At 71.2% G+C, this 24,847-nt stretch carries 22 protein-coding genes and 1 tRNA gene; 13 read left to right on the top strand and 10 right to left on the bottom strand.

The window, feature by feature from the left end; translation table 11 throughout:
- Nucleotides 1-305: 305 nt before the first annotated feature.
- Both D2L64_RS18320 and D2L64_RS18315 read right to left on the bottom strand, forming a co-directional pair.
- Complete coding sequence (locus tag D2L64_RS18320; protein WP_233559017.1) at nucleotides 306-1,310, bottom strand: LLM class flavin-dependent oxidoreductase; 1,005 nt, start codon at nucleotides 1,308-1,310, stop codon at nucleotides 306-308.
- 55 nt (nucleotides 1,311-1,365) lie between these two features.
- Nucleotides 1,366-1,845 (bottom strand): Lrp/AsnC family transcriptional regulator, encoded by a 480-nt coding sequence (locus D2L64_RS18315; protein WP_119578152.1) that lies wholly within the window; start codon nucleotides 1,843-1,845, stop codon nucleotides 1,366-1,368.
- 101 nt (nucleotides 1,846-1,946) lie between these two features.
- Between D2L64_RS18315 and D2L64_RS18310 the strand changes: the two genes are divergently transcribed.
- Entirely contained in the window at nucleotides 1,947-3,104 is a 1,158-nt protein-coding gene (locus D2L64_RS18310) for a trans-sulfuration enzyme family protein (protein WP_407663132.1), read from the top strand.
- Between the two features lie 81 nt (nucleotides 3,105-3,185).
- Here D2L64_RS18310 and D2L64_RS27950 read toward each other — a convergent pair whose 3' ends face one another.
- From D2L64_RS27950 to D2L64_RS18300, 3 genes are all read right to left on the bottom strand, one after another.
- Entirely contained in the window at nucleotides 3,186-3,608 is a 423-nt protein-coding gene (locus D2L64_RS27950) for a hypothetical protein (protein WP_233559016.1), read from the bottom strand.
- A 20-nt stretch (nucleotides 3,609-3,628) separates the two neighbouring features.
- Nucleotides 3,629-3,895, bottom strand: coding sequence for a hypothetical protein (locus D2L64_RS27945; RefSeq protein ID WP_233559015.1), 267 nt, complete (start codon nucleotides 3,893-3,895; stop codon nucleotides 3,629-3,631).
- A gap of 71 nt (nucleotides 3,896-3,966) precedes the next feature.
- Nucleotides 3,967-4,040, bottom strand: a tRNA-Leu gene (locus D2L64_RS18300).
- Nucleotides 4,041-4,146: 106 nt separating this feature from the next.
- Here D2L64_RS18300 and D2L64_RS18295 point away from each other — a divergent pair.
- The 8 genes from D2L64_RS18295 (at nucleotide 4,147) to polA (ending at nucleotide 14,238) form a co-directional block, all read left to right on the top strand.
- Nucleotides 4,147-4,767, top strand: a complete 621-nt coding sequence (locus D2L64_RS18295) for an ANTAR domain-containing response regulator (protein WP_119578150.1) — start codon at nucleotides 4,147-4,149, stop codon at nucleotides 4,765-4,767.
- Between the two features lie 80 nt (nucleotides 4,768-4,847).
- Nucleotides 4,848-6,074, top strand: coding sequence for a hypothetical protein (locus tag D2L64_RS18290; RefSeq protein ID WP_119578148.1), 1,227 nt, complete (start codon nucleotides 4,848-4,850; stop codon nucleotides 6,072-6,074).
- A gap of 362 nt (nucleotides 6,075-6,436) precedes the next feature.
- Entirely contained in the window at nucleotides 6,437-7,588 is a 1,152-nt protein-coding gene (locus D2L64_RS18285; RefSeq protein ID WP_119578146.1) for a branched-chain amino acid ABC transporter substrate-binding protein, read from the top strand.
- Nucleotides 7,589-7,649: 61 nt separating this feature from the next.
- The gene (locus D2L64_RS18280; protein ID WP_119578191.1) at nucleotides 7,650-8,633 is read left to right on the top strand and encodes a branched-chain amino acid ABC transporter permease; all 984 of its coding nucleotides are present in this window, start codon (nucleotides 7,650-7,652) and stop codon (nucleotides 8,631-8,633) included.
- Nucleotides 8,630-9,787, top strand: a complete 1,158-nt coding sequence (locus tag D2L64_RS18275; RefSeq protein ID WP_119578144.1) for a branched-chain amino acid ABC transporter permease — start codon at nucleotides 8,630-8,632, stop codon at nucleotides 9,785-9,787. Before D2L64_RS18280 ends, D2L64_RS18275 begins: the two co-directional genes overlap by 4 nt.
- A complete protein-coding gene (locus tag D2L64_RS18270) occupies nucleotides 9,780-10,718 on the top strand; it encodes an ABC transporter ATP-binding protein (protein WP_119578142.1) in 939 nt (312 codons plus the stop codon). The genes D2L64_RS18275 and D2L64_RS18270 overlap by 8 nt, the downstream gene beginning before the upstream one ends.
- The gene (locus tag D2L64_RS18265) at nucleotides 10,708-11,418 is read left to right on the top strand and encodes an ABC transporter ATP-binding protein (RefSeq protein WP_119578140.1); all 711 of its coding nucleotides are present in this window, start codon (nucleotides 10,708-10,710) and stop codon (nucleotides 11,416-11,418) included. The genes D2L64_RS18270 and D2L64_RS18265 overlap by 11 nt, the downstream gene beginning before the upstream one ends.
- Before the next feature lie 120 nt (nucleotides 11,419-11,538).
- Entirely contained in the window at nucleotides 11,539-14,238 is a 2,700-nt protein-coding gene (polA, locus tag D2L64_RS18260; RefSeq protein ID WP_119578138.1) for a DNA polymerase I, read from the top strand.
- 116 nt (nucleotides 14,239-14,354) lie between these two features.
- Here polA and D2L64_RS18255 read toward each other — a convergent pair whose 3' ends face one another.
- The 3 genes from D2L64_RS18255 to D2L64_RS18245 form a co-directional block, all read right to left on the bottom strand.
- Nucleotides 14,355-14,783 carry a DUF3140 domain-containing protein gene (locus D2L64_RS18255; RefSeq protein WP_119578136.1) on the bottom strand — a complete coding sequence of 143 codons (429 nt, stop codon included), beginning with the start codon at nucleotides 14,781-14,783 and terminating at the stop codon, nucleotides 14,355-14,357.
- On the bottom strand, nucleotides 14,770-14,988 hold the full coding sequence (locus D2L64_RS18250; protein WP_119578135.1) for a hypervirulence associated TUDOR domain-containing protein: 219 nt from the start codon (nucleotides 14,986-14,988) through the stop codon (nucleotides 14,770-14,772). Before D2L64_RS18250 ends, D2L64_RS18255 begins: the two co-directional genes overlap by 14 nt.
- Nucleotides 14,989-15,076: 88 nt before the next feature.
- A complete protein-coding gene (locus D2L64_RS18245) occupies nucleotides 15,077-15,898 on the bottom strand; it encodes a class I SAM-dependent methyltransferase (protein WP_119578134.1) in 822 nt (273 codons plus the stop codon).
- A gap of 370 nt (nucleotides 15,899-16,268) precedes the next feature.
- Here D2L64_RS18245 and rpsA point away from each other — a divergent pair, with 370 nt between their 5' ends.
- Both rpsA and coaE read left to right on the top strand, forming a co-directional pair.
- Entirely contained in the window at nucleotides 16,269-17,756 is a 1,488-nt protein-coding gene (gene rpsA / locus D2L64_RS18240) for a 30S ribosomal protein S1 (protein WP_119578133.1), read from the top strand.
- Nucleotides 17,757-17,998: 242 nt separating this feature from the next.
- Nucleotides 17,999-19,177, top strand: coding sequence for a dephospho-CoA kinase (gene coaE, locus D2L64_RS18235; RefSeq protein WP_119578132.1), 1,179 nt, complete (start codon nucleotides 17,999-18,001; stop codon nucleotides 19,175-19,177).
- Nucleotides 19,178-19,186: 9 nt separating this feature from the next.
- Here coaE and D2L64_RS18230 read toward each other — a convergent pair whose 3' ends face one another.
- Entirely contained in the window at nucleotides 19,187-20,905 is a 1,719-nt protein-coding gene (locus tag D2L64_RS18230) for a hypothetical protein (RefSeq protein ID WP_119578131.1), read from the bottom strand.
- A gap of 298 nt (nucleotides 20,906-21,203) precedes the next feature.
- On the opposite strand from D2L64_RS18230, the gene uvrB reads away from it, so the two are divergent.
- Together uvrB and D2L64_RS18220 are read left to right on the top strand one after the other, a co-directional pair.
- Nucleotides 21,204-23,312, top strand: coding sequence for an excinuclease ABC subunit UvrB (gene uvrB, locus D2L64_RS18225; protein ID WP_119578130.1), 2,109 nt, complete (start codon nucleotides 21,204-21,206; stop codon nucleotides 23,310-23,312).
- Nucleotides 23,313-23,423: 111 nt separating this feature from the next.
- Entirely contained in the window at nucleotides 23,424-24,278 is an 855-nt protein-coding gene (locus D2L64_RS18220; protein WP_119578129.1) for a helix-turn-helix domain-containing protein, read from the top strand.
- A gap of 196 nt (nucleotides 24,279-24,474) precedes the next feature.
- Here D2L64_RS18220 and D2L64_RS18215 read toward each other — a convergent pair whose 3' ends face one another.
- Nucleotides 24,475-24,768: an antibiotic biosynthesis monooxygenase family protein gene (locus D2L64_RS18215; RefSeq protein WP_119578128.1), complete on the bottom strand. Its 294-nt coding sequence runs from the start codon at nucleotides 24,766-24,768 to the stop codon at nucleotides 24,475-24,477.
- Nucleotides 24,769-24,847 lie beyond the last annotated feature (79 nt).

Genomic DNA, 24,847 nt, shown 5'->3' with positions numbered 1-24,847 from the left:
GGCCCCAGCGGCGCGGGCAGATATCCACGCGTCCGCCTACATTGACCTGAGCCGGCGAAGCCGGTAGGAACAATGGGAAAAGGCACCGGGCCGCAATCGCGGAATCCGCACAACTGCGACCCGGTGCCCCACACCGCGGCACCCCCGACCCGTCCCGACCGGGGAGTGCCGTACCACCACCGGATATAAAGTTAGGCGCCGTCCGCGTCGCCAGGGTGACGCCATCGTGAAGATCGTGTTTCGTGCCACCGGAACCGCTGTGACCTGGGACACCACGCCCGGACGCCCCTGGGTCACGACTCCGCTCAGCCCCGCAGACCCTCGGCCACCTCGGTGGCGATCAGCTCGAACGAACGCACCCGGTCGGCGATGTCGTACACCATCGTGGTCAGCATCAACTCGTCCGCACCGGTCCGCGCCAGCAACTCGCCCAACTGCCGCCGCACCGTCTCCGGCGAACCCGTCGCCTGCCCCACCCGCCGCTGCGCCACGAACTCCCGCTCGAGATCGCTGTACGGGTACGCCGCCGCCTCCTCCGGCGTGGCCAGCGGCTCCGGCCGCCCCGAACGCAGCCGCAGGAACGACAACCCGGCCGGCCCGGCCAACCACTCGGCCCGCTCGTCGGTCTCCGCGCACACCGCGTTCACCGCCACCATCGCGTACGGCCGCTCCAGCCACCGCGACGGCCGGAAACTCTGCCGGTACAACGCCAACGCCGGCACCGTGTGCTGCCCACTGAAGTGGTGCGCGAACGAGAACGGCAGCCCCAACGCGCCGGCCAACTGTGCACTGAACCCACTGGAACCCAGCAACCACACCGCCGGCCGCAGACCCCGCCCCGGTGTCGCCGTGATCCGCCCCGACCCGTCCGCGTCGAAGTAGTCCATCAGGTCCGCCAACTCCCGCGGGAAACCCTCGGCCGACAACCCCTCCATCGTCCGGCGCAACGCCAACGCGGTCACCTGATCCGTACCCGGCGCCCGACCGATACCCAGGTCGATCCGCCCCGGATGCAGCGCCTCCAGCGTGCCGAACTGCTCGGCCACCACCAACGGCGCGTGGTTGGGCAACATCACCCCGCCCGACCCGAGCCGGATCCGGCTGGTGTGCGCCGCCAGGTGCGCGATGAGCACCGCCGGAGCCGACGAGGCGATGGCCGGCATGTTGTGGTGCTCGGCCACCCAGAACCGGCGGTAACCCCACTCGTCGGTACGCCGGGCCAACTCGGTGGTGTGCCGCAACGCCTCACCAGCGGAGGCACCGGCCGCGACGGGGGCGAGGTCGAGAACAGACAACGGTACGTCGATCACACGGCACCCCAACCCGGCCCGTGCCGGACTTGTTCCCACCCGCACCCCGACGTGATCAACCCAACCCGCGCGCCTGCTCGAAGATCAGGCTGGTCTGGGTGTGCTGCACCGCCGGATCCACCGCCAGATGATCCAGTACGAAGTCCCGCAGGGCCTCGGCCGAGGCGGCCCGGACATGCAACACGTAGTCCTCCGCGCCGGCCACGTGGAACACCGACACCACCCCCGGCAACCGCACCGAACGGGCCCGGAACGCGTCCACCGCAGCCCGTGCGTGCTCGGTCAGCCGTACCGACACCAACGCCTGCAACGGCAGGCCCACCGCCGCCGGATCCACCTCCGCGTGGAACCCGCGAATCGCGCCGCTGTCCCGCAACGCCCGGGTACGCGCCAGGCACGTCGACGGCGCCACCCCCACCCGCTCGGCGAGCGCGTTGTTCGGCAGCCGCCCGTCGGCGGACAACTCGGCCAGGATCGCGCGGTCGGTCTCGTCGAGCGCCGCGAACGGCCGCACTTCGTTCGATGCAAGGGGCATGCCGCCATCCTCCACCGAACATGGCCGACTCATAAAGGGATTATGGCGAATGATGTTCGAAACTATTGCCTCTGCTGGACGTGTTGTTCGATCCTTGCCGCATGATGACCGTGGACACCCGAGCCGTGCACGCCGGCCGTGACGACCTCGCGGCCCTGGGCGTCCACGTGCCCCCCATCGACCTGTCGACCACCAACCCCCTGCCCTCGGTCGACGCCGGCGGCGACGCGTACGAAACCCTCGCCACCGGCGGCACCCTGCCGGCCGGCGCCAGCCCGGTCTACCAGCGACTCTGGAACCCGACCGTCGCCCGCTTCGAAACCGCCCTCGCCGAACTGGAGGACACCGCCGAGGCGGTCGCCTTCGCCAGCGGCATGGCTGCCCTCACCGCCGCCCTGCTCGCCGCCACCCGCGACGGCAAACGCCACCTGGTCGCCGTCCGCCCCCTCTACGGCGGCACTGACCACGTCCTCGCCACCGGCCTGCTCGGCACCGAGGTCAGCTGGGCCCGACCCGACGAGGTCGCCGCCGCCATCCGCCCCGACACCGCCCTGGTGATCGCCGAAACCCCGGCCAACCCCACCCTCGACCTGATCGACATCGCCGCCCTCGCCGACGCCGCCGGGGACGTGCCACTGCTGATCGACAACACCGTCGCCACCCCCGTACTCCAGCAACCCACCCGCCACGGCGCCCGGCTCGTCCTGCACAGCGCCACCAAGAGCATCGGCGGCCACGGCGACGTCCTCGCCGGCGTACTCGCCTGTGACCCCGAATGGGCCACCCGACTGCGCCAGGTCCGCGCCCTCACCGGCGCGGTCCTGCATCCGCTCGGCGGGTACCTGCTGCACCGCGGCCTGCAGACCCTGCCGCTGCGGGTCCGCGCCCAGCAGGCCGGCGCGGAGAAACTCGCCGCCTGGCTCAGCGACCACCCCGCCGTCACCCGGGTACACCACCCCGGCCTGCACGACCCGGCCGGGCTCGTCGGCCGGCAGATGTCCGGCCCCGGCAGCCTGCTCGCCTTCGAGGTACGCGGCGGAGCACCCGCCGCCGCCACCGTCGCCGGCGCCTGTCGGCTGATCACCCACGCGGTCTCACTCGGCGGCGTCGACACCCTCATCCAGCACCCGGCATCGCTGACCCACCGTCCCGTCGAAGGTGACGCCAGGCCCGACGGCGGCCTGCTGCGGCTCTCGGTCGGCCTGGAGGACCCCGAGGACCTGCGTACCGACCTGGCCCGGGCACTCGCGGGTAGCTGACCCGGCCGCCGCTTCGCCCAGCACCTCCCAGCACCTTCCCGGTGCGCTGCGTACGGGGCCACGTCGCGCCGCTCCGGCCGGTCACGACTTCGGGCCGACGTGCCGGTCCAGGGTGGCGACCGCCTCGCGGCGGGCGATGGAGAGGCTGTTGCGGCGGTTCATCCGCCACGCGATGCCGAGCAGATCGAGTGCCCACTGGCAGAGCGCCCCAATGTCGGCGGACTCATTGATGAACAGGTAGCGGGGATAGACGTACTCCTTGCCCCGGACGGTGAACCGGTTGGCGAACCGGGCACCGTCGGAATGGAAGACCCCACGCAGCAAATCACCGGCGACCGCCCTGACGATTTGCTCCTGCCAGTCGGCCAGGACGATCGGCCGCTCGGGTTTCCGGCCGGGACCGTGTTGCAGCAGCAGACATGGCCGGTGTTTCCCGTGGCTCTGCACGCTGGCGCAACCCTGGTGCCGGACCCGCTGGACCTTGGTGGCGAGCACCGTCCGCATCGCCGTCTCGCAGGCGTCGATCAGGCCGGGCCAGGGCGTTGGTGCACGAGATCCGAAGGACCGGCACCCGTGCGGAGGTCACGAGATGCCCGTCGCCGAGATAGCGGCCGAGCAGATACGCGTAGTCGTGCACCGGGATCTCGACGTTCGCCTGGCAGCGGAAGCAGCGATAGGCGGTGGCCCCGCATCTTCGGCTCGGCGTGCGCCGTGCACCATTGGCGCACGGTCGCATGAGGCAGGCCGACACGGCGCGCGACGACTGCGACGGTTGCCCCGGCCAGATACATCTCACGCGCCCGGGCGCGTACATCGGGAGGGTGCACGGCGCTATCGTCGGAGGGCGGTATGACGTTTTCGGTGTCCCCGGTGGGATTCGAACCCACACTGTCGGAGGTTTGAGCTCCGTTTCTCTACCGATTGGAATACGGGGACATTCTCGCTCAACGCCTGTCGCGTCGACCCATAGGTTACCCACTACGCTAGGGACGGCGACACCCGGTACCGCGGGTGTCGGGGCTCAGACTGGTGGGAGTGGCTCGTGGCCGAGACGCAGACGGATGCCGCGCGCAGGCGGGTACTGATCGCCGAGGACGAGGCGCTGATCCGGCTGGACCTGGCCGAGATGCTGGCCGAAGAGGGCTACGAGGTGGTCGGCGAGGCCGGTGACGGCGAGACCGCCGTCCGGCTGGCCGAGGAGCTCAAGCCGGACCTGGTCATCCTCGACATCAAGATGCCGATCATGGACGGGTTGGCCGCCGCCGAGCGGATCGCCGGTGCCCGGATCGCACCGGTGATCATCCTGACCGCGTTCAGCCAGCGGGATCTGGTGGAGCGGGCCCGGGCGGCCGGTGCGATGGCGTACCTGGTCAAGCCGTTCCAGAAGAGTGACCTGGTGCCGGCGGTGGAGATCGCGCTGTCCCGCTACGCGGAGGTCGCCGCGCTGGAGGCCGAGGTCGCCGGGCTGACCGACCGGCTGGAGGTCCGCAAGACCGTCGAGCGGGCCAAGGGCGCGCTGATGACCACGTACAACATGACCGAGCCGCAGGCGTTCAAGTGGATCCAGCGCACGGCGATGGACCACCGGATGACCATGAAGGAGGTCTCCGAGCGGATTCTCGCCGAGACCGCCGGCGGCGAGGTAACCCAGCCGGCTTCCTGATCACCCGGCGTCGGTCCGCGTCGCAGCGGCGGGTGCGCGGGGGTGTCCCGGGTGTCGCCCGAGGTCTAGCATCTGGCGCCATGGACGCCTCGCGATCCGCGTCGACCCGGTGGTTGCAGGCGTACCGCCCGGGTGGGGCTCGTGGCCGGCGGTTCCTGGCGGCGGTGTGTGCCGTGGTGGCGGTGGGGCTGGCCGGCTGTCCGGCGCCCGGGGGATCCGATGGTGATCCGGCGCCGGCGCGGCTGCACTGGCAGCGGGTGGAGTTGCCGGCGCCGGCCGGGTCCGGGCGGGTGGTGCTGCGCGATCTGGTGTCGTGTGCCGGGCACTGGTACGCCGCGGGTGCGGTGGCGGATCCGGGCGGGGCGACCCGGCCGGCGGTGTGGTCCAGTCTGGACGGTGCGGTGTGGCGGTCGGTGCCGGTGGTCGCGGATTCGTACTACGGCCGGCAGAGCGTGCTGTTCTCGGTCGGCTGTCGGGGCGGGAGTGTCGCCGCGGTCGGCGGCAAGGTCGGCGGCGCGCACGGTAACCCGCGGATGGGCACCTGGTGGCAGCGCGGGGACGGCACGTTGGTCGAGGTGCCGGCGTCGTTCGAGCTGTACGGCGGGCCGAAGGCGGTCAACGTCTCCCGGCTGGCCGGTGGCGCGGCGGGCTGGATGATGGTGGGCAACCGGGCCAGTGGTGCGGCGGCCTGGGTGTCGCGGGACGCCGCGGAGTTCGCGATCGTCGAGGGGGCGCCGGGGCTGGCCACTGACGACGCGGGCGTGACGTGGGCGTTCGATGTGGTGTCCGGGCCGTCCGGGTGGTTGGTGGTGGGCGGGATCCTGGCGCCGGGGCGCATCGACCGGGATCCGGCGGTGTGGACCTCCGGTGACGGGCGGGTGTGGCGGCGCACGGTCCTGGCGGGCACCGCGGAGTACGAGGAACTGCAGCGGGTGGTCCTGGTGGACGGGGTGCCGGTGGCGGTGGGGTTGCGCGGTCGGGTGTTCGGCGCGTGGCGGCAGGACGCGGCGGGTTGGGCGGCGGTGGGCGGGTTCGGCGGGGTGGCCGGCGGGGTGCCTTCGGTGGGTGGCCTGGCCGTCGCCGGGGGGCGGGTGCTGGCGGTGGTCTCCGACGGCGAGCGGTACGGCGGTTGGTTGTCGGTGGACCGGGGTGCGGGGTGGCGGCCGGTGGAGTTGCCGGTGGCGGCGCCGGTCGGTGCCGGTCGTGGGGTGGGTTTGACGGCGGCTGGCGGGCGGTGGTGGTTGGCGGTCGACGACGGCGCAGGGACGTCGTTGTGGGTGGGGCGGTCGGACGCCGAACCGGAATGAAGTCTCACGACTACTCTCGGTAGTTTCGGTCGGTGACGGCGCGTGGTCGTGGCGAGTGTTTCGGGCGGGTTTCGGGGCTCCCCGGTGCCCTTGGGCCGAGCGTCCCAGCTGGCGGACCGGCGGGGCTTAACGACCGGTCAGCGGATTGACCTGTTACGGGAGTGGCCGCATTCGAGGCCGTCTTCGTAACGGTTTCGCAGACCCCGCCTCAGCCCCTTCCGAGACCGTATGAGTGTGGGTACGCTCCGCCATCACGAGCCGTAATGCAGGGGGCACCCTTGCCGGGTCGGTGGTGACGGGCCGTGCTCCGTCGTCGCCGTCGGCCAGGTGCCCGCCCTGCTTCTGGAGGAGGGTCAGAAGCCGTGAGGCGAAGCTATTCAAGGGCGCTGGGTACTGCCGCGCTCGCCGCGGTGCTGGTCGCCGCCGCCGGGTGTCAGGATGCCGGCGGTAGCGGCGACAACACCGCGTCCGGCGACTGCGGTGGCAAGATCGCCATCTTCGGTGCGTTCACCGGCGACAACGCGGGTCTGGTGCTGCCGTCGCTGAACGGCGCGAAGCTGGCGATCAAGCAGCACAACGACGCGAACGCCGACTGCCAGATCGAGATGGTCGAGTTCGACACCCAGGGTGACCCGGCGCAGGCCACCCCGGTCGCCAACCAGGTCGCGGGTGACACCTCGTTCCTCGGGGTCATCGGTGGCCACTTCTCCGGCGAGTCGGACGCCACCATGCCGGTCTACGAGGCCGCCGGTCTGGTGATGGTCGCCCCGTCGGCGACCCGTACCGACCTGACCGCGAAGGGCAACAAGTCCTTCTTCCGCGTGGTCGGCAACGACGGCACCCAGGCGGGCGCCGTGGCGACCTACCTGAAGTCGCAGAACGCGCAGCGGGTCTTCCTGATCGATGACGCCAGCGCCTACGGCGCCGGTATCACCGCCGAGCTGACCAAGAACCTGGGTGCCACGGTCGCCGCCAGCGACAAGATCCAGGAGCGGCAGTCGCAGTTCGAGGCGACGATCTCCAAGATCAAGGCGGCGAACGCCGACTTCGTCTTCTACGGTGGCTACACCCGTGAGGCCGCGCCGCTGGTGCGCCAGATGCGTGGTGCCGGCGTGACCGCGAAGTTCATCGGTCCGGACGGTCTGTACGACCCGGCCTTCCCGGCCGGTGCCTCCGGTGGCGCCGAGGGCTCCATCATCACCTGCCCGTGCCTCCCGGCCGACAAGGCCGGTGGCACCTTCACCGCCGACTACCAGGCCGCCTACGGTCAGGCGCCGGGTTCGTACGGCGCTGAGGGCTTCGACGCCGCGCAGATCTTCGTGGACGCCTTCAAGGACGGCAAGAAGACCCGCGCCGAGATCCTCGAGTACGTGAAGAACTACGACAAGCAGGGCGTGTCGAAGTACATCAAGTTCGCCGAGAACGGCGATGTGGACCCGTCCCGCGTCGTCATCTGGTCGTACGAGATCAAGGGCACGGCGTTCGAGCCGCTGCAGGAGCTCAAGCTCAGCTGACGAACAGTATCGGAGTGCGGCCGGGGTGATCCCCCGGCCGCTCTCGATGCAAGGAGACCTGGTGAATTTCGCGGACCTCTTCGGCCACATAGGCCAGCACACCGTCGACGGGTTGTCCAAGGGTGCGATCTATGCCCTGATCGCTCTCGGCTACACCCTGGTGTACGGCGTCCTGCGCCTGATCAACTTTGCCCACTCCGAGGTCTTCATGGTCGGCACCTTCGCGGTGCTCGGCCTGTGGACCGCCTTCGGCGTGCAGAACAACCCGCCCATCGGCCAGGCGATCATCTTCCTGGTGCTCGGCCTGATAGTCGCGGCGATAGCCTCCGGCGGTACCGCCCTGGCGATCGAACGGATCGCCTATCGCCCGCTGCGGCGCAAGAACGCCCCGCCGCTGATCTTCCTGATCACCGCGATCGGTCTGTCGCTGGTGCTGGTGGAGATCTTCGGCCTGGTGCTGCCGAAGCTGCTGGGAGAGGCGGTGCCCTCGATCTTCGGCCGGGCCCGGATCATCCTCGGCATGCCGACCATCATCGAGCAGAAGACGCTCTTCACGGTCCTCAACACCTCGATCACCAACATCCAGCTGATCGTCTTCGTGAGCGCTGTGGTGATGATGGCGATGCTCGACTGGTTCATCAACCGCACCCGGTACGGCCGGGGCGTGCGGGCGGTGGCGCAGAATCCGGAGACGGCGGCCCTGATGGGTGTCAACCAGGAGCGCGTGATCATGCTGATCTTCGTGCTCGGTGGCATCATGGCCGGCGCGGCGGCGCTGCTGTGGAGTATGCGGTTCGGCTTCACGCAGAGCAGCATCGGCTTCGTGCTCGGCCTCAAGGCGTTCACCGCGGCCGTCCTCGGCGGCATCGGTAACCTGCGCGGCGCCCTGTTGGGTGGGTTGTTCCTCGGCATCGTCGAGGTCTACGGCGCCACCATCTTCGCGTCCAACTGGGAGGACGTCATCGCCTTCGTGGTGCTGGTCATCGTGCTGATGTTCCGGCCGACCGGCATTCTGGGCGAGTCGCTGGGGAGGGCCCGAGCATGATCGACAAGATCCGAGACCTGGACCGGCGCCGGGCCGGCGCTCTGCACTCGGTCGGCGACCGGTGGCGGGCGCTGCCGAAGTGGCAGCGCGGGCTGACCTTCGTCGCGTTCGTGGCGTTCATCTACTACCTGCCCCTGCTGGGCATCCCGGGCCTGACCTGGCTGCGTACCGACTCGATCTCGGGCGGCAGCAACTGGGCCGGCGTGCTGTTCACCTGCGCCGTCTACGTGCTGGTGGCGATCGGTCTGAACGTGGTCATCGGCCTGGCCGGTCTGCTCGACCTGGGCTACATCGGCTTCTTCGCCATCGGCGCGTACGCGGTGGCGTTGTTCGGCTCGGTGAACTCGCCGGTGGTGAAGTGGTTCCAGGCGGAGTTCGACCTGCCCCCCACCTGGGCGGTGACCTGGGCGATCTGCGCCTTCATCGCGTTGGTGATGGCACTGATCTCCGGCGTGATCCTGGGCTGGCCGACGCTGCGGCTGCGCGGCGACTACCTGGCCATCGTGACCCTCGGCTTCGGTGAGATCATCCGGATCGTGGCCCGCAACATGGAGGGCGTCACCCGGGGTCCGCAGGGCATCTCGGCGATCCCCGGGCCGGAGGGCCCGCCGTCGCCGGACAACCAGATCTTCGGCCTGATCGACATCAAGCCCTGGTACTGGCTGGCGATCACCGTCGTGCTCCTGATGGTCTTCGCGGTCCGCCGGCTGGAGAACAGCCGGGTCGGCCGGTCCTGGCTGGCCATCCGGGAGGACGAGGACGCCGCCGCGGTGATGGGCGTCTACCCGTTCAAGTTCAAGCTCTGGGCGTTCGCCATCGGCGCGGCGCTCGGCGGCTTCGCCGGCTTCCTGTTCGCCAGCCGGTACGCCTTCATCGACCCGACCCAGTTCAACGTGAACCTCTCCATCCTCTTCGTGGCGATGGTCGTGGTCGGCGGGTCCGGCAACATGGTCGGCGTGTCGGTCGGCGCGGTGCTGCTGGCGTACCTGCCGGAACGGTTCCGGGAGATCGCCGACTACCGGTGGCTGGCCTTCGGTCTGGCCATGGTGCTGGTGATGATCCTGCGTCCGCAGGGTCTGATCCCCAGCAAGCGGCGGGCCCGCGAGTTGAAGGACCGCGCGGCGGAGGCAGAGGAGGCGCCCGCTCATGTCTGACGAGACCAACAACCCGGTGGCGCCGAAGATCCCGACGCAGCCGGTACCGGCGAAGAACCTGCTGGAGATCGACGACGTCACGCTCCGCTTCGGTGGCGTGGTCGCGCTCAACGGGATCAGCTTCGAGATCAAGGAAGGCGAGATCCTCGGCCTGATCGGGCCGAACGGCGCCGGCAAGACCACCTGCTTCAACGTGATGACCGGGGTCTACAAGCCGACGTCGGGTGCGGTCCGGTTCCGCGGTGAGCGGGTCACCGGTCGTAAGCCGCACCAGATCAGCCGCCTCGGCATCTCCCGGACGTTCCAGAACATCCGGTTGTTCCCGGAGATGTCGGCGCTGGAGAACGTCATGGTCGGGACGGACTCCCGGCACAAGACGAGCGTGCCCGGCGCGCTGTTCCGGCTCTACCGGGTGCGCCCGAAGGAGGAGGAACTGCCGCAGGTCACCGCCTCCGGCGGGATCGTGCGGACCTGGCAGCAGGTGCGACGCGGCTTCGCCAAGACCTTCGGTCTGTCCCGGCACATCCTGGAGGAGCGGGCGGCCGAGGACAAGGCGATGGAGTTGCTGCGCTTCGTCGGCATCGCCGACCGGGCCAACGACGAGGCGCGCAACCTCCCGTACGGCTACCAGCGACGACTGGAGATCGCCCGGGCGCTCGGCACCGAGCCGAAGCTGCTCTGCCTGGACGAGCCGGCGGCCGGGTTCAACCCGGCCGAGAAGGAGGAGTTGCTGGGGCTGATCCGCCGGATCCGGGACAAGGGCGTGACGGTGCTGCTGATCGAGCACGACATGCGGCTGGTGATGGGTGTCACCGACCGGATCGTGGTGCTGGAGTTCGGCAGCAAGATCGCCGACGGCCGGCCGGAAGAGGTCAGCCGAGACCCGCGGGTTATCGCGGCGTACCTGGGGGAGCCCGCCGATGCTGCTTGAGTTGAACGACGTCAGCGTCTCGTACGGCCGGATCGAGGCGTTGCACGGCATCAGCCTCACCGTCAACGAGGGCGAGGTGGTGGCTCTGATCGGCGCCAACGGCGCCGGTAAGACCACCACCATGCGGGCGATCTCCGGCACCCGGGCGCTCTCCGGTGGTCGGATCACCTTCGACGGCGAGGACATCAGCAAGCTCCGCGCCGACCTGCGGGTGGTCCGGGGTCTGTGCCAGTCCCCCGAGGGGCGGCAGATCTTCCCCGGCATGACGGTGCTGGAGAACCTGGACATGGGGGCGTACACCCGGCGGGACCACGCCGGCATCGCCGCCGACCTGGAGAAGGTGCTGGAGCTGTTCCCCCGGCTGCGCGAGCGGCGCAAGCAGGCCGGTGGCACGCTCTCCGGTGGTGAGCAGCAGATGCTCGCCGTCGGTCGGGCGCTGATGAGCCGGCCGAAGCTGCTGCTGCTGGACGAGCCGTCGATGGGCCTGGCCCCGATGATCATCCAGCAGATCTTCGACATCATCGTGGAGATCAACCAGCAGGGCACCACGGTGCTGCTGGTGGAGCAGAACGCGCAGCAGGCGCTCTCCCGCGCGCACCGGGCGTACGTCCTGGAGACCGGGCGGATCGTCAAGGAGGGGACCGGGCAGGACCTCCTGCACGACCCCTCGATCAAGGAGGCGTACCTGGGCGTGGCCTGACCGCCGCGACCGCCGACGGCCGCCCGTTCCCCGAGTGGGACGGGCGGCCGTCGGCGTTTCCCGGCGTCGCGCGGTGCCGCCGCTCGGGGCCTGTCGGTGGTACGGACTAGAGTCGCTGCCGTGACAGCTACGACGCCGCGCCTGCTCCTCGTCGACGGACACTCCCTGGCGTACCGGGCGTTCTTCGCCCTGCCGGTGGAGAACTTCTCCACCACGACGGGGCAACCGACCAACGCGGTCTACGGCTTCACCTCGATGCTGATCAACGTGCTGCGCGACGAGCGGCCGACCCACATCGTGGTCGCCTTCGACGTCTCCCGCCGTTCGTTCCGCACCGAGAAGTACGCCGAGTACAAGGCCGGCCGCAGCGAGACCCCGAGCGACTTCAAGGGGCAGGTCAGCCTGGTCAAGGAGGTCCTCGCGGCGTTGCGGGTGCCGGTGGTGGAGAAGGAGGGCTACGAGGCCGACGACGTGCTGGCCACGCTGGCCTGCCAGGCCCGTGACCAGGGCATGCCGGTGCTGATCTGCACCGGTGACCGGGACGCCTTCCAGCTCGTCGACGACCAGATCACCGTGCTCTACCCCCGCAAGGGCGTCTCCGACCTGGCCCGGATGGATCCGGCGGCGGTCGAGGCCAAGTACGGTGTCGGTCCGGGCCGCTACCGGGATCTGGCCGCCCTGGTCGGTGAGACCAGCGACAACCTGCCCGGTGTCCCCGGCGTCGGGCCGAAGACCGCGGCCAAGTGGATCAACCTGTACGACGGGGTGGAGGGCGTGATCGCCCGCGCCGACGAGATCAAGGGCAAGGCCGGTGACAGTCTGCGCGAGCGGCTCGCCGACGTGATCCGCAACTACGAGATCAACCGACTGGTGGCCGACCTGGAGCTGCCGGTCCGGCCCGACGACGCCCGCTGGCCGGGGTGGGACCGGGAGGCGGTGCACCAGGTCTTCGACACCCTGCAGTTCCGCATCCTGCGCGACCGGCTCTACCAGTACCTCGACGCGGTCGAGCCGGAGGCCGAGGCGGGCTTCGACCTGACCGGTGAGGTACTCGCCGCGCCCGGTGCGCTGACCGGCTGGCTGGAGACGCACGCGGCGCCGGGCAGCCCGGTCGGCCTGGCGGCCAAGCTCGACACCGGTCCGAACCGGCGGCACACCGCCACCGTCACCGGCCTGGCGCTGGCCACCGCCGACGGCGCGGCGGCCTGGTTCGACCCGAGCGTCCTCGACGCCGCCGACGAGGCGGCCCTGGCGGGCTGGCTGGCCGACCCGGCCCGGCCGAAGGTGCTGCACGACAGCAAGCCGACCGTGCTCGCCTTCGCCGCGCACGGCTGGACCCTCGACGGCATCGCCCGCGACACCCAGATCGCGGCCTACCTGGCCCGCCCCGACCAGCGCTCCTACGACCTGACCGACCTGGCGCTGCGCTACCTGCACCGGGAACTGCGGGTCGACGCGCCCGACGACGGCCAGCTCACCCTGGACGGGCTGGGCGGCGAGGGCGAGGCCGAGCAGAATCTCATGCTGCACGCCCGGGCCACCCTCGACCTGGCCGAGGCGATCGACGCGGAGCTCTCCCGTGACGGTGAGCAGTCGGCCCGGCTGATGGCCGGGGTGGAGCTGCCGCTGATGCGGGTGCTCGCCGACATGGAACGCACCGGCATCGGCGCCGACACCGACTACCTGTCCGAGCTGGAGGCGCACTTCGCCGCCGAGGTGAAGGCCGCCGCGCAGAGCGCGTACGAGGTGGTCGGGCGGGAGTTCAACCTGGGCTCGCCGAAGCAGCTCCAGGAGATCCTGTTCGGTGAGTTGAACCTGCCGAAGACCAAGAAGATCAAGACCGGGTACACCACGGACGCCGACGCCCTGCAGTGGCTCTACGCGCAGACCGAGCATCCGTTGCTGCACCACCTGCTGCGCCACCGCGACGTGGCCCGGCTCAAGTCGACCGTGGACGGGCTGCTCAAGTCGGTCTCCGACGACGGGCGGATCCACACCACCTTCAACCAGACGGTGGCCGCCACCGGTCGGCTCTCCTCCACCGAACCCAACCTGCAGAACATCCCGATCCGCACCGAGGAGGGGCGGCGCATCCGGCGCGCCTTCGTGGTGGGCGAGGGGTACGAATGCCTGCTCACCGCCGACTACAGCCAGATCGAGATGCGGATCATGGCGCACCTGTCGGCCGACGACGCGTTGATCGAGGCGTTCAACTCCGGCGCCGACTTCCACGCCGCCACCGCCTCGTCGGTCTTCGGGGTGCCGGTGGTCGAGGTCACCCCGGACCAGCGGCGCAAGATCAAGGCGATGAACTACGGCCTGGCTTACGGGCTGAGCGCCTTCGGCCTGTCCCAGCAACTCGGCATCACCGCCGAGGAGGCGCGTGGGCTGATGGAGGACTACTTCGCCGGGTTCGGCGGGGTGCGCGACTACCTTCAGGAGGTGGTGGCCCGGGCCCGTCAGGACGGCTACACCTCCACCATTCTCGGTCGCCGTCGCTACCTGCCCGACCTGGTCAGCGACAACCGGCAGCGCCGGGAGATGGCCGAGCGGATGGCGCTCAACGCGCCGATCCAGGGCTCCGCCGCCGACATCATCAAGGTCGCCATGCTGCACGTCGACACCGCGTTGCGGGAGGCGGGCCTGGGATCCCGGATGCTGCTGCAGGTGCACGACGAACTGGTCTTCGAGGTGACCCCGGGGGAGCGGGCCGCACTGGAGGAGCTGGTCCGGCGGGAGATGGGCGCGGCCTACCCGCTCTCCGTGCCGCTGGAGGTGTCGGTCGGCGAGGGCCGGGACTGGAACAGCGCCGACCACTGACCCGCACGCGGTACCCGGCCCGGCTAGGCGCTCCCTGGCTACCTGGCGCCCGACGGGGCCGGGCGCGGCGGCAGTGACGTCGACGGCGAGTGGCGTGATCAGGGGGTGGCGGGTCGTCAGCGGGCCGGGCCGCGCCGGTTCTTCGGTGGGCTGCCGTGCCGTTCCAGCGCCTTTCGGGACGGGCCGCCGGGCGGGGGCAGCGGGGCCTTGACCGGATCGTGGCCCCAGTTCATCAGCGAGTACCGCCAGCGTGTTGCGCGGACGTCGCCGCTGGGTCGCTGGGCCATGTGTCGCCGGACGTACCCGACGACCTTGCGCATGTGCTTGTAGTCGGCCGCGCTGAGCTGGTCCCGCTTGCGGCGGAGCAGGTCGACGATCCTGCGGCCGGATTCGTGGCCGACCGACTCGCCGCCCGCGGTCCCCTTCTTCTGCCAGCCGACGTGCTTGGACTCCGGTGTCTCCAGCCACTGCTGAAGCTCACCCGGCTTCATGTTCACCGCCTCGGTGAACTCCCGGTAGGTCTGTCGCTCCTCACTCCCGCTCACGGCGCAGCACCTCCGGGTGGTGGGCGACGTCCCGGCCCGAGTCGTCGTTGCGGATGCGGTACTGCGGGGCCTGCGGGGACGCGTTGACGGTGTGTCCGCGTACCCGGGTGCGTTCGGTCAGTTTCTCCTGTACCACGCCGTGCGCCCGGCCGCTGTGGCTGGCCCAGGAGACGTGGTCGCCTCGGCGGAACTCCTTCTCGGCCATGCCGCGGGTTACCCGGGGGAGTGGGGCGGAAACGGCGGGGCGCGCGCCGGGCCGGTCCCCTCCGGCGGATCCTGGTGCGCAACCGCCCTCAGCGGGGCGTCGGCGCACCAAGGTCCCGCTCGGCGACGAAGATGGCGGTGCCGGGGAAGAGGCGGCCGCGCAGCGGGCTCCACTGCCCCCAGATCCCCTCGTGTCCCGCCGGCCACTGCGGTTCCACCAGGTCCACCAGTCGGAAGCCGGCGCCGACCAGTTCCCGGACCCGGTCGCCGAGGGTGCGGTGCTGCTCCACGTACGTGGCCACACCGCGCTCGTCCTGCTCCACGTACGGGCGGGTGTCGAAGTACGAGTGCACGGCGGTCAGCCCGCCCTCGCCGGGGTCGTCGAGGAAGATCCAGCGCATCGGGTGGGTGACCGAGAAGACCCACCGTCCGCCCGGTCGCAAGATCCGGAACACCTCGCGCATCAACGCTGCCGAGTCGTCGACGAACGGTACCGCCCCGAACGCGGTGCAGGCGATGTCGAAGGCGCCGGTGGCGAAGGGCAGCGCCAGCGCGTCGGCCTGCACCAGCGGTACGCGTACGCCGCTGCGGTCGGCGCCCTGCGCGGCCTGCCGCAACATCCCGGCGGACAGGTCCAGGGCGACCGGCCGGGCCCCCTGGGTGACCAGCCAGCGGGCGCACGACCCGGCGCCGCAGCCGACCTCCAGCACCCGGCGTCCGGCGACCTCGCCGAGCAGCCGGGCGTCGGCCTCGCGCAGCCCCTCCGGGCACCAGACGAAGTCCACGTCGCCCAGGAAGCGACCGTGTTCGGCCTGGTACGCGTCGGCGTCGCCGTCCCACCAGTGGCGGTTGGCGCGGCGGGCCTCGGCGGCACCGACCCGGCGCCGGGTCACCCGGTTGTCGTCGTCCACCCGCTCACGCTAGACCAGTGCCGGAGGCGACCGGTCGCGCCGCCGGCACGGAGATGGTGGGCGGCGGCGGCCCGGGAATCCGTGCGAACGGGACCGGAATGCCCTCTCTGGCCGATATCTCCCCTTTCGCGGGTGGTGCGGTGACGAGCAGACGGGAGGGCTTGCACGCTGTGGTAATGCAGCGGGTAGGGTAGAGGATGCGCTCGCGGATCGTGTGCCTCGGCAGGGAGCAGGTGCGCGGTCGACGGAGTCACATCAAGATCTCGTTCAGCGATTTTTGGGTGGGCCCGCCGACGGATCCGTTGGCGCGCACAGGTCACCGCGACACCAGCCTGCTGTGACACATCATCCGACCGGAGCAACCGCCCACATGACGAGCAGCATCGAGGCCCCCTCGAGCGCCACCAAGGTCACTGTCGACGACCTCGGCTCTGAGGAAGCTTTCCTCGCCGCGATCGACGAGACCATCAAGTACTTCAACGACGGCGACATTGTCGAAGGCACCGTCGTCAAGGTCGACCGGGACGAGGTCCTGCTCGACATCGGCTACAAGACCGAGGGCGTCATCCCCTCTCGTGAGTTGTCGATCAAGCACGATGTGGATCCGGCAGAGGTCGTCTCGGTCGGTGACCACATCGAGGCCCTCGTCCTCCAGAAGGAGGACAAGGAGGGGCGGCTGATCCTCTCCAAGAAGCGGGCGCAGTACGAGCGGGCCTGGGGCACGATCGAGAAGATCAAGGACGAGGACGGTGTCGTCCGCGGCTCGGTCATCGAGGTGGTCAAGGGTGGCCTCATCCTCGACATCGGGCTGCGCGGCTTCCTGCCCGCCTCCCTGGTCGAGATGCGGCGGGTGCGTGACCTGCAGCCGTACGTGGGCCGGGAGCTCGAGGCCAAGATCATCGAGCTGGACAAGAACCGCAACAACGTGGTCCTGTCCCGCCGGGCCTGGCTCGAGCAGACCCAGTCCGAGGTGCGTACCGAGTTCCTCAACAAGCTCCAGAAGGGGCAGGTCCGCAAGGGCGTCGTCTCCTCGATCGTCAACTTCGGCGCGTTCGTCGACCTCGGCGGCGTCGACGGTCTGGTGCACGTCTCCGAGCTGTCCTGGAAGCACATCGACCACCCGTCCGAGGTCGTCGAGGTGGGCCAGGAGGTCGAGGTCGAGGTCCTGGACGTCGACCTGGACCGCGAGCGGGTCTCGCTGTCGCTGAAGGCGACCCAGGAGGACCCGTGGCGTCAGTTCGCCCGCACCCACGCGATCCAGCAGATCGTGCCGGGTAAGGTCACCAAGCTGGTGCCGTTCGGCGCCTTCGTCCGGGTGGACGACGGCATCGAGGGTCTGGTGCACATCTCCGAGCTGGCCGAGCGCCACGTGGAGATCCCCGAGCAGGTCGTCCAGGTCGGCTCCGAGGTCATGGTCAAGGTCATCGACATCGACCTCGAGCGCCGCCGGATCTCGCTGTCGCTCAAGCAGGCCAACGAGGGCTTCGTCGAGGGCGAGGAGCACTTCGACCCGACCCTCTACGGCATGGCCGCGACCTACGACAACGAGGGCAACTACATCTACCCGGAGGGCTTCGACCCGGAGACGGGCGAGTGGCTCGAGGGGTACGAGAAGCAGCGCGAGACGTGGGAGACGCAGTACGCCGAGGCGCGGCAGCGCTGGGAGGCGCACCAGAAGCAGGTGCAGACCTCCCGGGCCGCCGAGGCCGAGGCCGCTGCCAACCCGCAGCCCGCCGCCACCGGCACCACCACCTCCACCAGCGCGGCCCCGAGCCGGCAGGCCGAGGAGCCCGCGGGCACCCTGGCCACCGACGAGGCGCTCGCCGCACTGCGGGAGAAGCTCGCCGGCGGCAAGTGATCCGCTAGCTGACCACGAAGGGCCCCGCCCCGATCCGCACACCGGATCGAGGCGGGGCCCTTCGCCGTCCGCCGTCCCCGCGCCTTCGTGATCGTCTCCCGGGCCGCGGGCCGCCCGGCCCGGTAGTCCACGCCCCCCCGATCCTTCCCGCCCCCGATCGTCCCCGGCCGCGAGCCGTCCGCCCAGCGGCCGACCGCCGGGCCTGTTTGGCGCCCCGACGATGATCGGGTTGACTGGGTGCCGTGCTGAGGGTGGGGTTGACCGGCGGGATCGGGTCCGGCAAGAGCGCGGTGGCGCGGCGACTGGTCGAACGGGGTGCCGTGCTCGTCGACGCCGACCAGGTCGCGCGGGAGGTGGTCGCACCCGGAACCGCAGGGCTGGCCGAGGTGGTGGCCGCCTTCTCCGAACAGGTGCTCGACGCCGACGGGGCGCTCGACCGGGCGGCCCTCGGCGAGCTGGTCTTCGCCGACGAGGCGGCCCGCCGCCGGTTGGAGGCGATCGTGCACGCCCGGGTCCGGGCCCGTACCGCCGAGCTGATCGCGGAAGCACCGGCCGACGCTGTGGTGGTCAACGACGTACCGCTGTTGGTGGAGGTGGGGCTGGCACCCACGTACCACCTGGTGGTGGTGGTGCAGACGGCGGTGGCGACCCGCCTGCGGCGGCTGGACCGCGACCGGGGGATGAGCCGCGCGGACGCCGAACGGCGGATCGCCGCCCAGGCCGACGACGCCCGCCGGGCTGCGGTGGCCGACGTGCTGTTGCCCAACGACGGCACGCTCGCCCAGCTGCACGCGGCGGTCGACGAACTCTGGCACGACCGGCTGGTGCCGTTCGAGGACAACGTGCGTCACCGGCGGGCGGTGCGGGCGGGCCGGGTGACCCTGGTCGAGTCGGACCCGACCTGGCCACAGCAGTACGCCCGGCTGGCTGCCCGGATCCGGCACGCGATCGCCCCCGCCGATCTGCGCGTCGACCACATCGGCTCGACCGCGATGGCCGGGCTGGCCGCCAAGGACGTGATCGACATCCAGCTCAGCGTGCCGTCCCTGGCCGACGCCGACGGGCTGGCCGAGCGGCTCGCCGACGCCGGTTTCCCGCGGCTGCCCGGCGACTGGTGGGACAACCCGCGTCCGGCCGGCAGCGGCCGGTGGGAGAAGCGGCAGCACGGCAACGCCGACCCGGCCCGGCCCGTGCACCTGCACCTGCGGGTGACCGGTTCCCCCGGCTGGCGGTACGCCCTGTTGATGCGCGACCACCTGCGCGCCGACCCCGACCGGCGGGCCGCGTACCTGATGCTCAAGCGGGAACTGGCCGCCGCCGCGCCGGACAGCGGTGCGTACGCCACGGCGAAGGATCCGTGGTTCGACGAGGAGTACCTGCGGGCGCAGGAGTGGGCGGAGCAGACGGGTTGGCGTCCCTGAACGATCGCCTCAGCGCGGCTTCAGCCGGGGTATCCGGCCGGGGGACAGGTCGAGTTGCGCCCAGGCGCCGCCCCGCGTCGGCAGTTCCAGCCGGCGCAGCAGTCCGGACCGGTCGACCCAGTAGCGTGCCGGGCCCCCACCGGTCTCGACCTCGACGACGTCGACCGCCTTGCCGGCGAGGTTGTCACCGCGGAGCCGGCGCGGTTCGCCCGCCGGAACACTGCCGCGGGCCGCACCCAGCGCGGCGGCCAGTAGCGGATCCAGGGCCTCGGTGCGGTGTCCCCCGGTACGCCAGCCGGTGGCCGGGGGCGGAAGCGGTGGAGGGCTCCCGGCGTCGTCCGCCGCCGGGGTGTCGATCCGGGTGCTCCGGTCACGCTCGCGGCGCAGCAGGGTCCGGGTGCCGTCGCCCGCCACGTCGGTGACGGCCAGGTACGCGATGCCCGAGGTCCAGCTCAGCCAGCCGGTGCCGTGCAGGTTGGTGCCGCCGGAGACCGGGGCGGCCAGCGTGACGGTGGCGCCACCGGCGGTGCGCAGCCGGGCCGGCAGTCGCCGCCAGCGCTCCCGCTCGTCGGCGTTGAGCGCTCGGGGCAGGCCGGGCCGGCCGCCCAACGCGTCGACGGGACGCAGGGTCGGCCGGTCGGCACGGCTCAGCTGTACGGTGACCGGCCCGAGCGCGGGCAGGGTGGTTTCCAGCCGGTGCAGCCGGCCACCCGGGTCCAGCCAGTAGCGGGTGGCCTCGGCGGGCACGGCGGTGGCTCCCGGCGGCGTTGCCTCCAGGATGTCGACGCTCTCCCCGCCCCGCTGGTCGTGGCCCACCCAGCGGCCGGAGAGTCCGTCGGCGGGGTCGGTCCGGTCGGCGCCCAGCGCGAAGAGCATGGCCAGTAGCGGGTCGAGCCTCCGGTCGGCGGGTAGCCGCCAGCCGTCGGTCGGTGGGATCAGTGGTGGCATGGCGGGCGCCGGTACCGCCGTCGGGTCCGGCCGGACCAGCAGCACGCTCGGGGTGGCCTGCAGCAGGCCGCGCAGCGCACCGGCCCCGGGACCGCCCACATCCAGGTAGACCAGTTGCCGGGCCCAGTCGACCCAGCCGAGCAGGTCGGCCCGGGCGGCGTCGGCGCCGACCGTGACGTGCAGCCCGGCGCGCAGGTCGCGGTAGTTGGTGACCCGCATCGCGGCCAGCCGGTCCCGTTCGGTGTCGGTCAGGTCCCGGGCCGCTGGCCCGTCGGGCGCCCAGGTGACGAGGGTGACCACCAGCATGACGGCGGAGACCACGGCGGTCGAGGCGAGCCCGGCGAGGGTGAGCCGGCGTCGCCGGCCGGAGCCGCGGCGGTTCTCGTCGGTGCCGGTGCCGGTGCCGGCGAGGTCGTCGTCCTCGGTTGGGTCGGTGCCGGTCGGGTCGAGCAGCCGGTCGGCGAGCCCGGCCCGCCGCCCACGGGGCCGCCGGCCCGACGACTCGGAGTCCGACTCGGGGCCGGGCAGCCCCAGCGCGGCGGGAGGTCCGATGCCGGCTCGATGCCGCCGCTGGCCGACCCGGCGCCGGTGGTCGGCCGGGCCGCCCTGCGCCCCCGCCGGGCGGTGGGAGCGGCGGCGGCCGGCGTTCGGGTCGTCCGCACCGGGACGGTCGCCGGGAGCACCGGCCGGCCGGTCGGGCCGGGCGGCGCCGGTGGCCGGTTCGTCCGGGCCGGGACGGCCGGCACCGCGGGCGGATGCCGGTCGTGAGCTGTTCTCCACGGGAGGATGAACGGTTGGATCGGGATCGGGTGACGACATAGGGGCGCTCGCGGCGGCCGGTCTGCGCGTCTCGCGCGACCACGTCGGGTGCGCACGCCGCAAAGCCGGGTGCTGCGACCCACTGTGCCGAGGGCGGCGTGGCCTGTGCGGCCCGCCACCGGCCCGGTCGGCCGCCGCGAGCGGCCTACGGCAAAAGCGTAGCCGGGTGAGAAGGACCACACAATGCGAATATTGAGGCCGATCACGTGCCGGGCGTAGTCGCCGCGGACTGTCGGCCCCCCGGCGTACCGTGGTTGCCATGGCGCTCGACATCCCTCGGCTCGACGGCCGCTTCCAGGTCGTCAGCGAGTTCCAGCCGGCCGGTGACCAGCCGGCGGCGATCGACGACCTGGAGCGGCGGGTGCGCCGCGGCGACCGGCACACGGTGCTGCTCGGCGCCACCGGCACCGGCAAGAGCGCCACCACCGCCTGGCTGGTCGAGCGGTTGCAGCGTCCCACGCTGGTGCTGGCGCCCAACAAGACGCTCTGCGCGCAGCTGGCCAAGGAGTTCAGCGAGCTGCTACCGGACAACGCCGTCGAGTACTTCGTCTCCTACTACGACTACTACCAGCCCGAGGCGTACATTCCGCAGACCGACACCTACATCGAGAAGGATTCCTCGATCAACGAGGAGGTCGAGCGGCTTCGGCACTCCGCGACCATGTCGCTGCTGACCCGCCGCGACGTGGTCGTGGTGGCCACGGTGAGCGCGATCTACGGACTGGGCACCCCGGAGGAGTACCTCGACCGGGCGGTGCGGGTCGCCGTCGGTCAGGAGCTGGACCGCGACCAGTTGCTGCGTCGGCTGGTCGACATCCAGTACACCCGCAACGACATGGCCTTCCAGCGGGGCACGTTCCGGGTCCGCGGCGACACGTTGGAGATCATTCCGGCGTACGAGGAACTCGCCGTGCGGATCGAGCTGTTCGGCGACGAGGTGGAGAAGCTCTACTACCTCAACCCGCTCACCGGCGACGTGGTGCGCGAGGTGGACCACCTGCTGATCTTCCCGGCGACGCACTACGCGGCCGGGCCGCAGCGGATGGAGCGGGCGGTCCGCGACATCGAGGTCGAGTTGGCCGAGCGGCTGGCCGAGCTGGAGCGGCAGGGCAAGCTGCTGGAGGCGCAGCGACTGCGGATGCGCACCACGTACGACATCGAGATGATGCGGCAGGTCGGCTTCTGCTCCGGCATCGAGAACTACTCGATGCACATCGACGGGCGGTTGCCCGGCAGCCCGCCGCACTGCCTGCTGGACTACTTCCCCGACGACTTCCTGACCGTGATCGACGAGTCGCACGTGACGATCCCGCAGATCGGTGGCATGTTCGAGGGTGACGCGTCCCGCAAGCGGATGCTGATCGACCACGGCTTCCGGCTGCCCAGCGCCGCGGACAACCGCCCGTTGCGGTTCGACGAGTTCCTGGAGCGGGTCGGCCAGATGGTCTTCCTCTCGGCCACGCCGGGCCCGTGGGAGCTGGAGCAGGCCCAGGGTGAGTACGTCGAGCAGGTGATCCGGCCGACCGGCCTGGTCGATCCCGAGGTGGTGGTCAAGCCCACCAAGGGCCAGATCGACGACCTGATGCACGAGATCAAGCTGCGCACCGAGCGCGACGAGCGGGTGCTGGTCACCACGTTGACCAAGAAGATGGCCGAGGATCTGTCGGACTACCTGCTGGAGAACGGCATCCGGGTGCGCTACCTGCACTCGGAGGTCGACACGCTGCGGCGGGTGGAGTTGCTGCGCGAGCTGCGCCGGGGTGACTACGACGTGCTGGTCGGCATCAACCTGTTGCGGGAGGGCCTCGACCTGCCCGAGGTGTCGCTGGTGGCCATCCTGGACGCCGACAAGGAGGGCTTCCTGCGTAGCGGCCGGTCGCTGATCCAGACCATCGGCCGGGCGGCCCGCAACGTCTCCGGCCAGGTGCACATGTACGCCGACAAGATCACGCCGTCGATGGCGGACGCGATCGAGGAGACCAACCGGCGGCGGGCCAAGCAGACCGCGCACAACGAGGCGCACGGCATCAGTCCCGAGCCGCTGCGCAAGAAGATCCACGACATCCTCGACGACATCTACCGGGAGGCGGAGGACACCGAGTCCACTCGCGTGGGTGGTGCGGTACGGCAGTTGTCGCGGGGCAAGGCGCCGGTCAAGGAGACCCGCAGTCGGGTCCGGTCCGCTGCCGGCACGCCGGCTCGTGAGGGCATGGCGCGGGCCGAGTTGGCGCAGCTCATCCAGGAACTCAACGATCAGATGCTGGCCGCCGCCCGGGATCTGCAGTTCGAGTTGGCGGCGCGGATCCGCGACGAGGTCGCCGAGTTGAAGAAGGAGTTGCGGGGAATGGACGCCGCCGGGGTCAAGTGAACGCGACCGTCCCGCCACCGACGACCCCCGGCAAGGGGGAATAGCGGAATGCGAGCGTCCTATTGCGCTAAGTGATCGCCCTGCGTACTCTCCCTCCGTGGGGAGGCGGGGATGCCGTTACCAACGAGTCCGGTCATTCGACGAGCGCGACTAGGCGCTGAGCTACGACAGCTGCGGCGGCGCGAGGCACTGACGCTGGAACAGGTGTGTGACCGGCTCGGTTGGGCATCCACCTCCAAGCTGTCCCGCATCGAGCTGGGTCAGAGCCGGCCGGACCTGGCCGACGTGCTCGACCTGCTCGACATCTACCAGGTGTCCGTGGCGCAGCGGGACGCGCTGATCGTCATCGCCCGCGACGCCGCGACCAGCCGTGGCTGGTGGAAGGCGCTGGGCGAGATGGGCGAGCGGCAGCGCACCTACGCCGAGCTGGAGGCCGGCGCGGCGGGCATCGTGGAGTACCAGCCCTGCGTCGTGCCGGGCCTGTTGCAGACCCCCGCGTACGCGCGGCTGCGGATCGCCGCCGGCCAGCTCATCGACCCCGACGTGGACGTGGAGGCCGATCTGCGGGCCCGGGCCGCCCGGCACGCGGTGCTGCGCCGGGTCGAACCACCGCGGTACACGGCCCTGATCGCCGAGGCGGCCTGCGCACCCGCCGGCGACCCGGTCGAGGTCTGGCGTGAACAGCTGCGGCACCTGCTCGACCTGGCCGCGTTGCCGCACGTGACGATCCGGCTGGTGCCGGCCGGTGCGGGTGTCGGGCCGGTGCCGCTGACCCCGTTCTCCTGCTACTCGTTTCCCGACCCGGCGGATCCCCGGACCGTGATGCTGGAGGCGTTGACCACGGACGTGCGACTGACCACCGCGGTCGACGTCGACCGGTACGAGCGGATGACCGGCCGCCTGCTCGAGGCGGCGCTGCCGGAGCAGGAGACGCCGCGGGTGCTGACCGGCTGGCTCGACGGGTAGGCCCGTCAGTCAGCCGCCGGGCGGGCCGGGCTGGCCGGGTGAGCGGGGGAGACCGGCGGGCGCGGTGGGAGCGTGACGGCGTGTCGGCACCGGGCCCGGCGCCCCCGTAGCCGTCGGGAACCGGTGCCCACGCGAGGCGCAGCATAGGCCGCGGGTGTGACAGATTCCGGATCGTCGCCGCGGCGCGGGCCGCGGCTCAGGCGGGCACGTCGACGAAGTGCTCGACCCGCGGCGGTGCCGCGAAGTGGGGGCCGATCAGTTCCCGCCACCGGACGAACCGTTCGGTGGCCCGGAAGTTCTTCTCGTGCGCCTCGACCGAGTCCCACTCGACCAGCAGCACGAAGCGGGACGGCGACTCGACGCCCCGGGTCATCCGTACCGATCGGCAGCCGGGCGTACCGGCGAGCACCTCGTGGCCGTCGGCGTACGCCGCGGCGAAGGCCTCCTCGTTGCCGGGGACCACGTCGATGAGCGCAACTTCGAGCACCATGCCGCACAGCCTGCCATGCCGTCGCCCGCCGGGTGGGGCGAGCTGGCCGTTCCCTGCGCGGCGTCCGGCCTCCAAGTGG

Source organism: Micromonospora radicis (assembly GCF_003583405.1).
GTDB lineage: Bacteria > Actinomycetota > Actinomycetes > Mycobacteriales > Micromonosporaceae > Micromonospora > Micromonospora radicis.
The sequence above is the reverse complement of the archived record's forward strand: the minus strand, read 5'-3'. Positions and strand labels throughout refer to the sequence as shown.

What these genes read in the sequence shown, in the direction of transcription:
- D2L64_RS18315 (WP_119578152.1), bottom strand. Translation starts at nt 1,845, where the DNA reads ATGCCCCTTGCATCGAACGAAGTGCGGCCGTTCGCGGCGCTCGACGAG.
- D2L64_RS18310 (WP_407663132.1), top strand. Translation starts at nt 1,947, where the DNA reads ATGATGACCGTGGACACCCGAGCCGTGCACGCCGGCCGTGACGACCTC.
- D2L64_RS27950 (WP_233559016.1), bottom strand. Translation starts at nt 3,608, where the DNA reads ATGCGGACGGTGCTCGCCACCAAGGTCCAGCGGGTCCGGCACCAGGGT.
- D2L64_RS27945 (WP_233559015.1), bottom strand. Translation starts at nt 3,895, where the DNA reads ATGTATCTGGCCGGGGCAACCGTCGCAGTCGTCGCGCGCCGTGTCGGC.
- D2L64_RS18290 (WP_119578148.1), top strand. Translation starts at nt 4,848, where the DNA reads ATGGACGCCTCGCGATCCGCGTCGACCCGGTGGTTGCAGGCGTACCGC.
- D2L64_RS18275 (WP_119578144.1), top strand. Translation starts at nt 8,630, where the DNA reads ATGATCGACAAGATCCGAGACCTGGACCGGCGCCGGGCCGGCGCTCTG.
- D2L64_RS18270 (WP_119578142.1), top strand. Translation starts at nt 9,780, where the DNA reads ATGTCTGACGAGACCAACAACCCGGTGGCGCCGAAGATCCCGACGCAG.
- D2L64_RS18265 (WP_119578140.1), top strand. Translation starts at nt 10,708, where the DNA reads ATGCTGCTTGAGTTGAACGACGTCAGCGTCTCGTACGGCCGGATCGAG.
- D2L64_RS18250 (WP_119578135.1), bottom strand. Translation starts at nt 14,988, where the DNA reads ATGGCCGAGAAGGAGTTCCGCCGAGGCGACCACGTCTCCTGGGCCAGC.
- rpsA (WP_119578133.1), top strand. Translation starts at nt 16,269, where the DNA reads ATGACGAGCAGCATCGAGGCCCCCTCGAGCGCCACCAAGGTCACTGTC.
- uvrB (WP_119578130.1), top strand. Translation starts at nt 21,204, where the DNA reads ATGGCGCTCGACATCCCTCGGCTCGACGGCCGCTTCCAGGTCGTCAGC.
- D2L64_RS18220 (WP_119578129.1), top strand. Translation starts at nt 23,424, where the DNA reads ATGCCGTTACCAACGAGTCCGGTCATTCGACGAGCGCGACTAGGCGCT.
- D2L64_RS18215 (WP_119578128.1), bottom strand. Translation starts at nt 24,768, where the DNA reads ATGGTGCTCGAAGTTGCGCTCATCGACGTGGTCCCCGGCAACGAGGAG.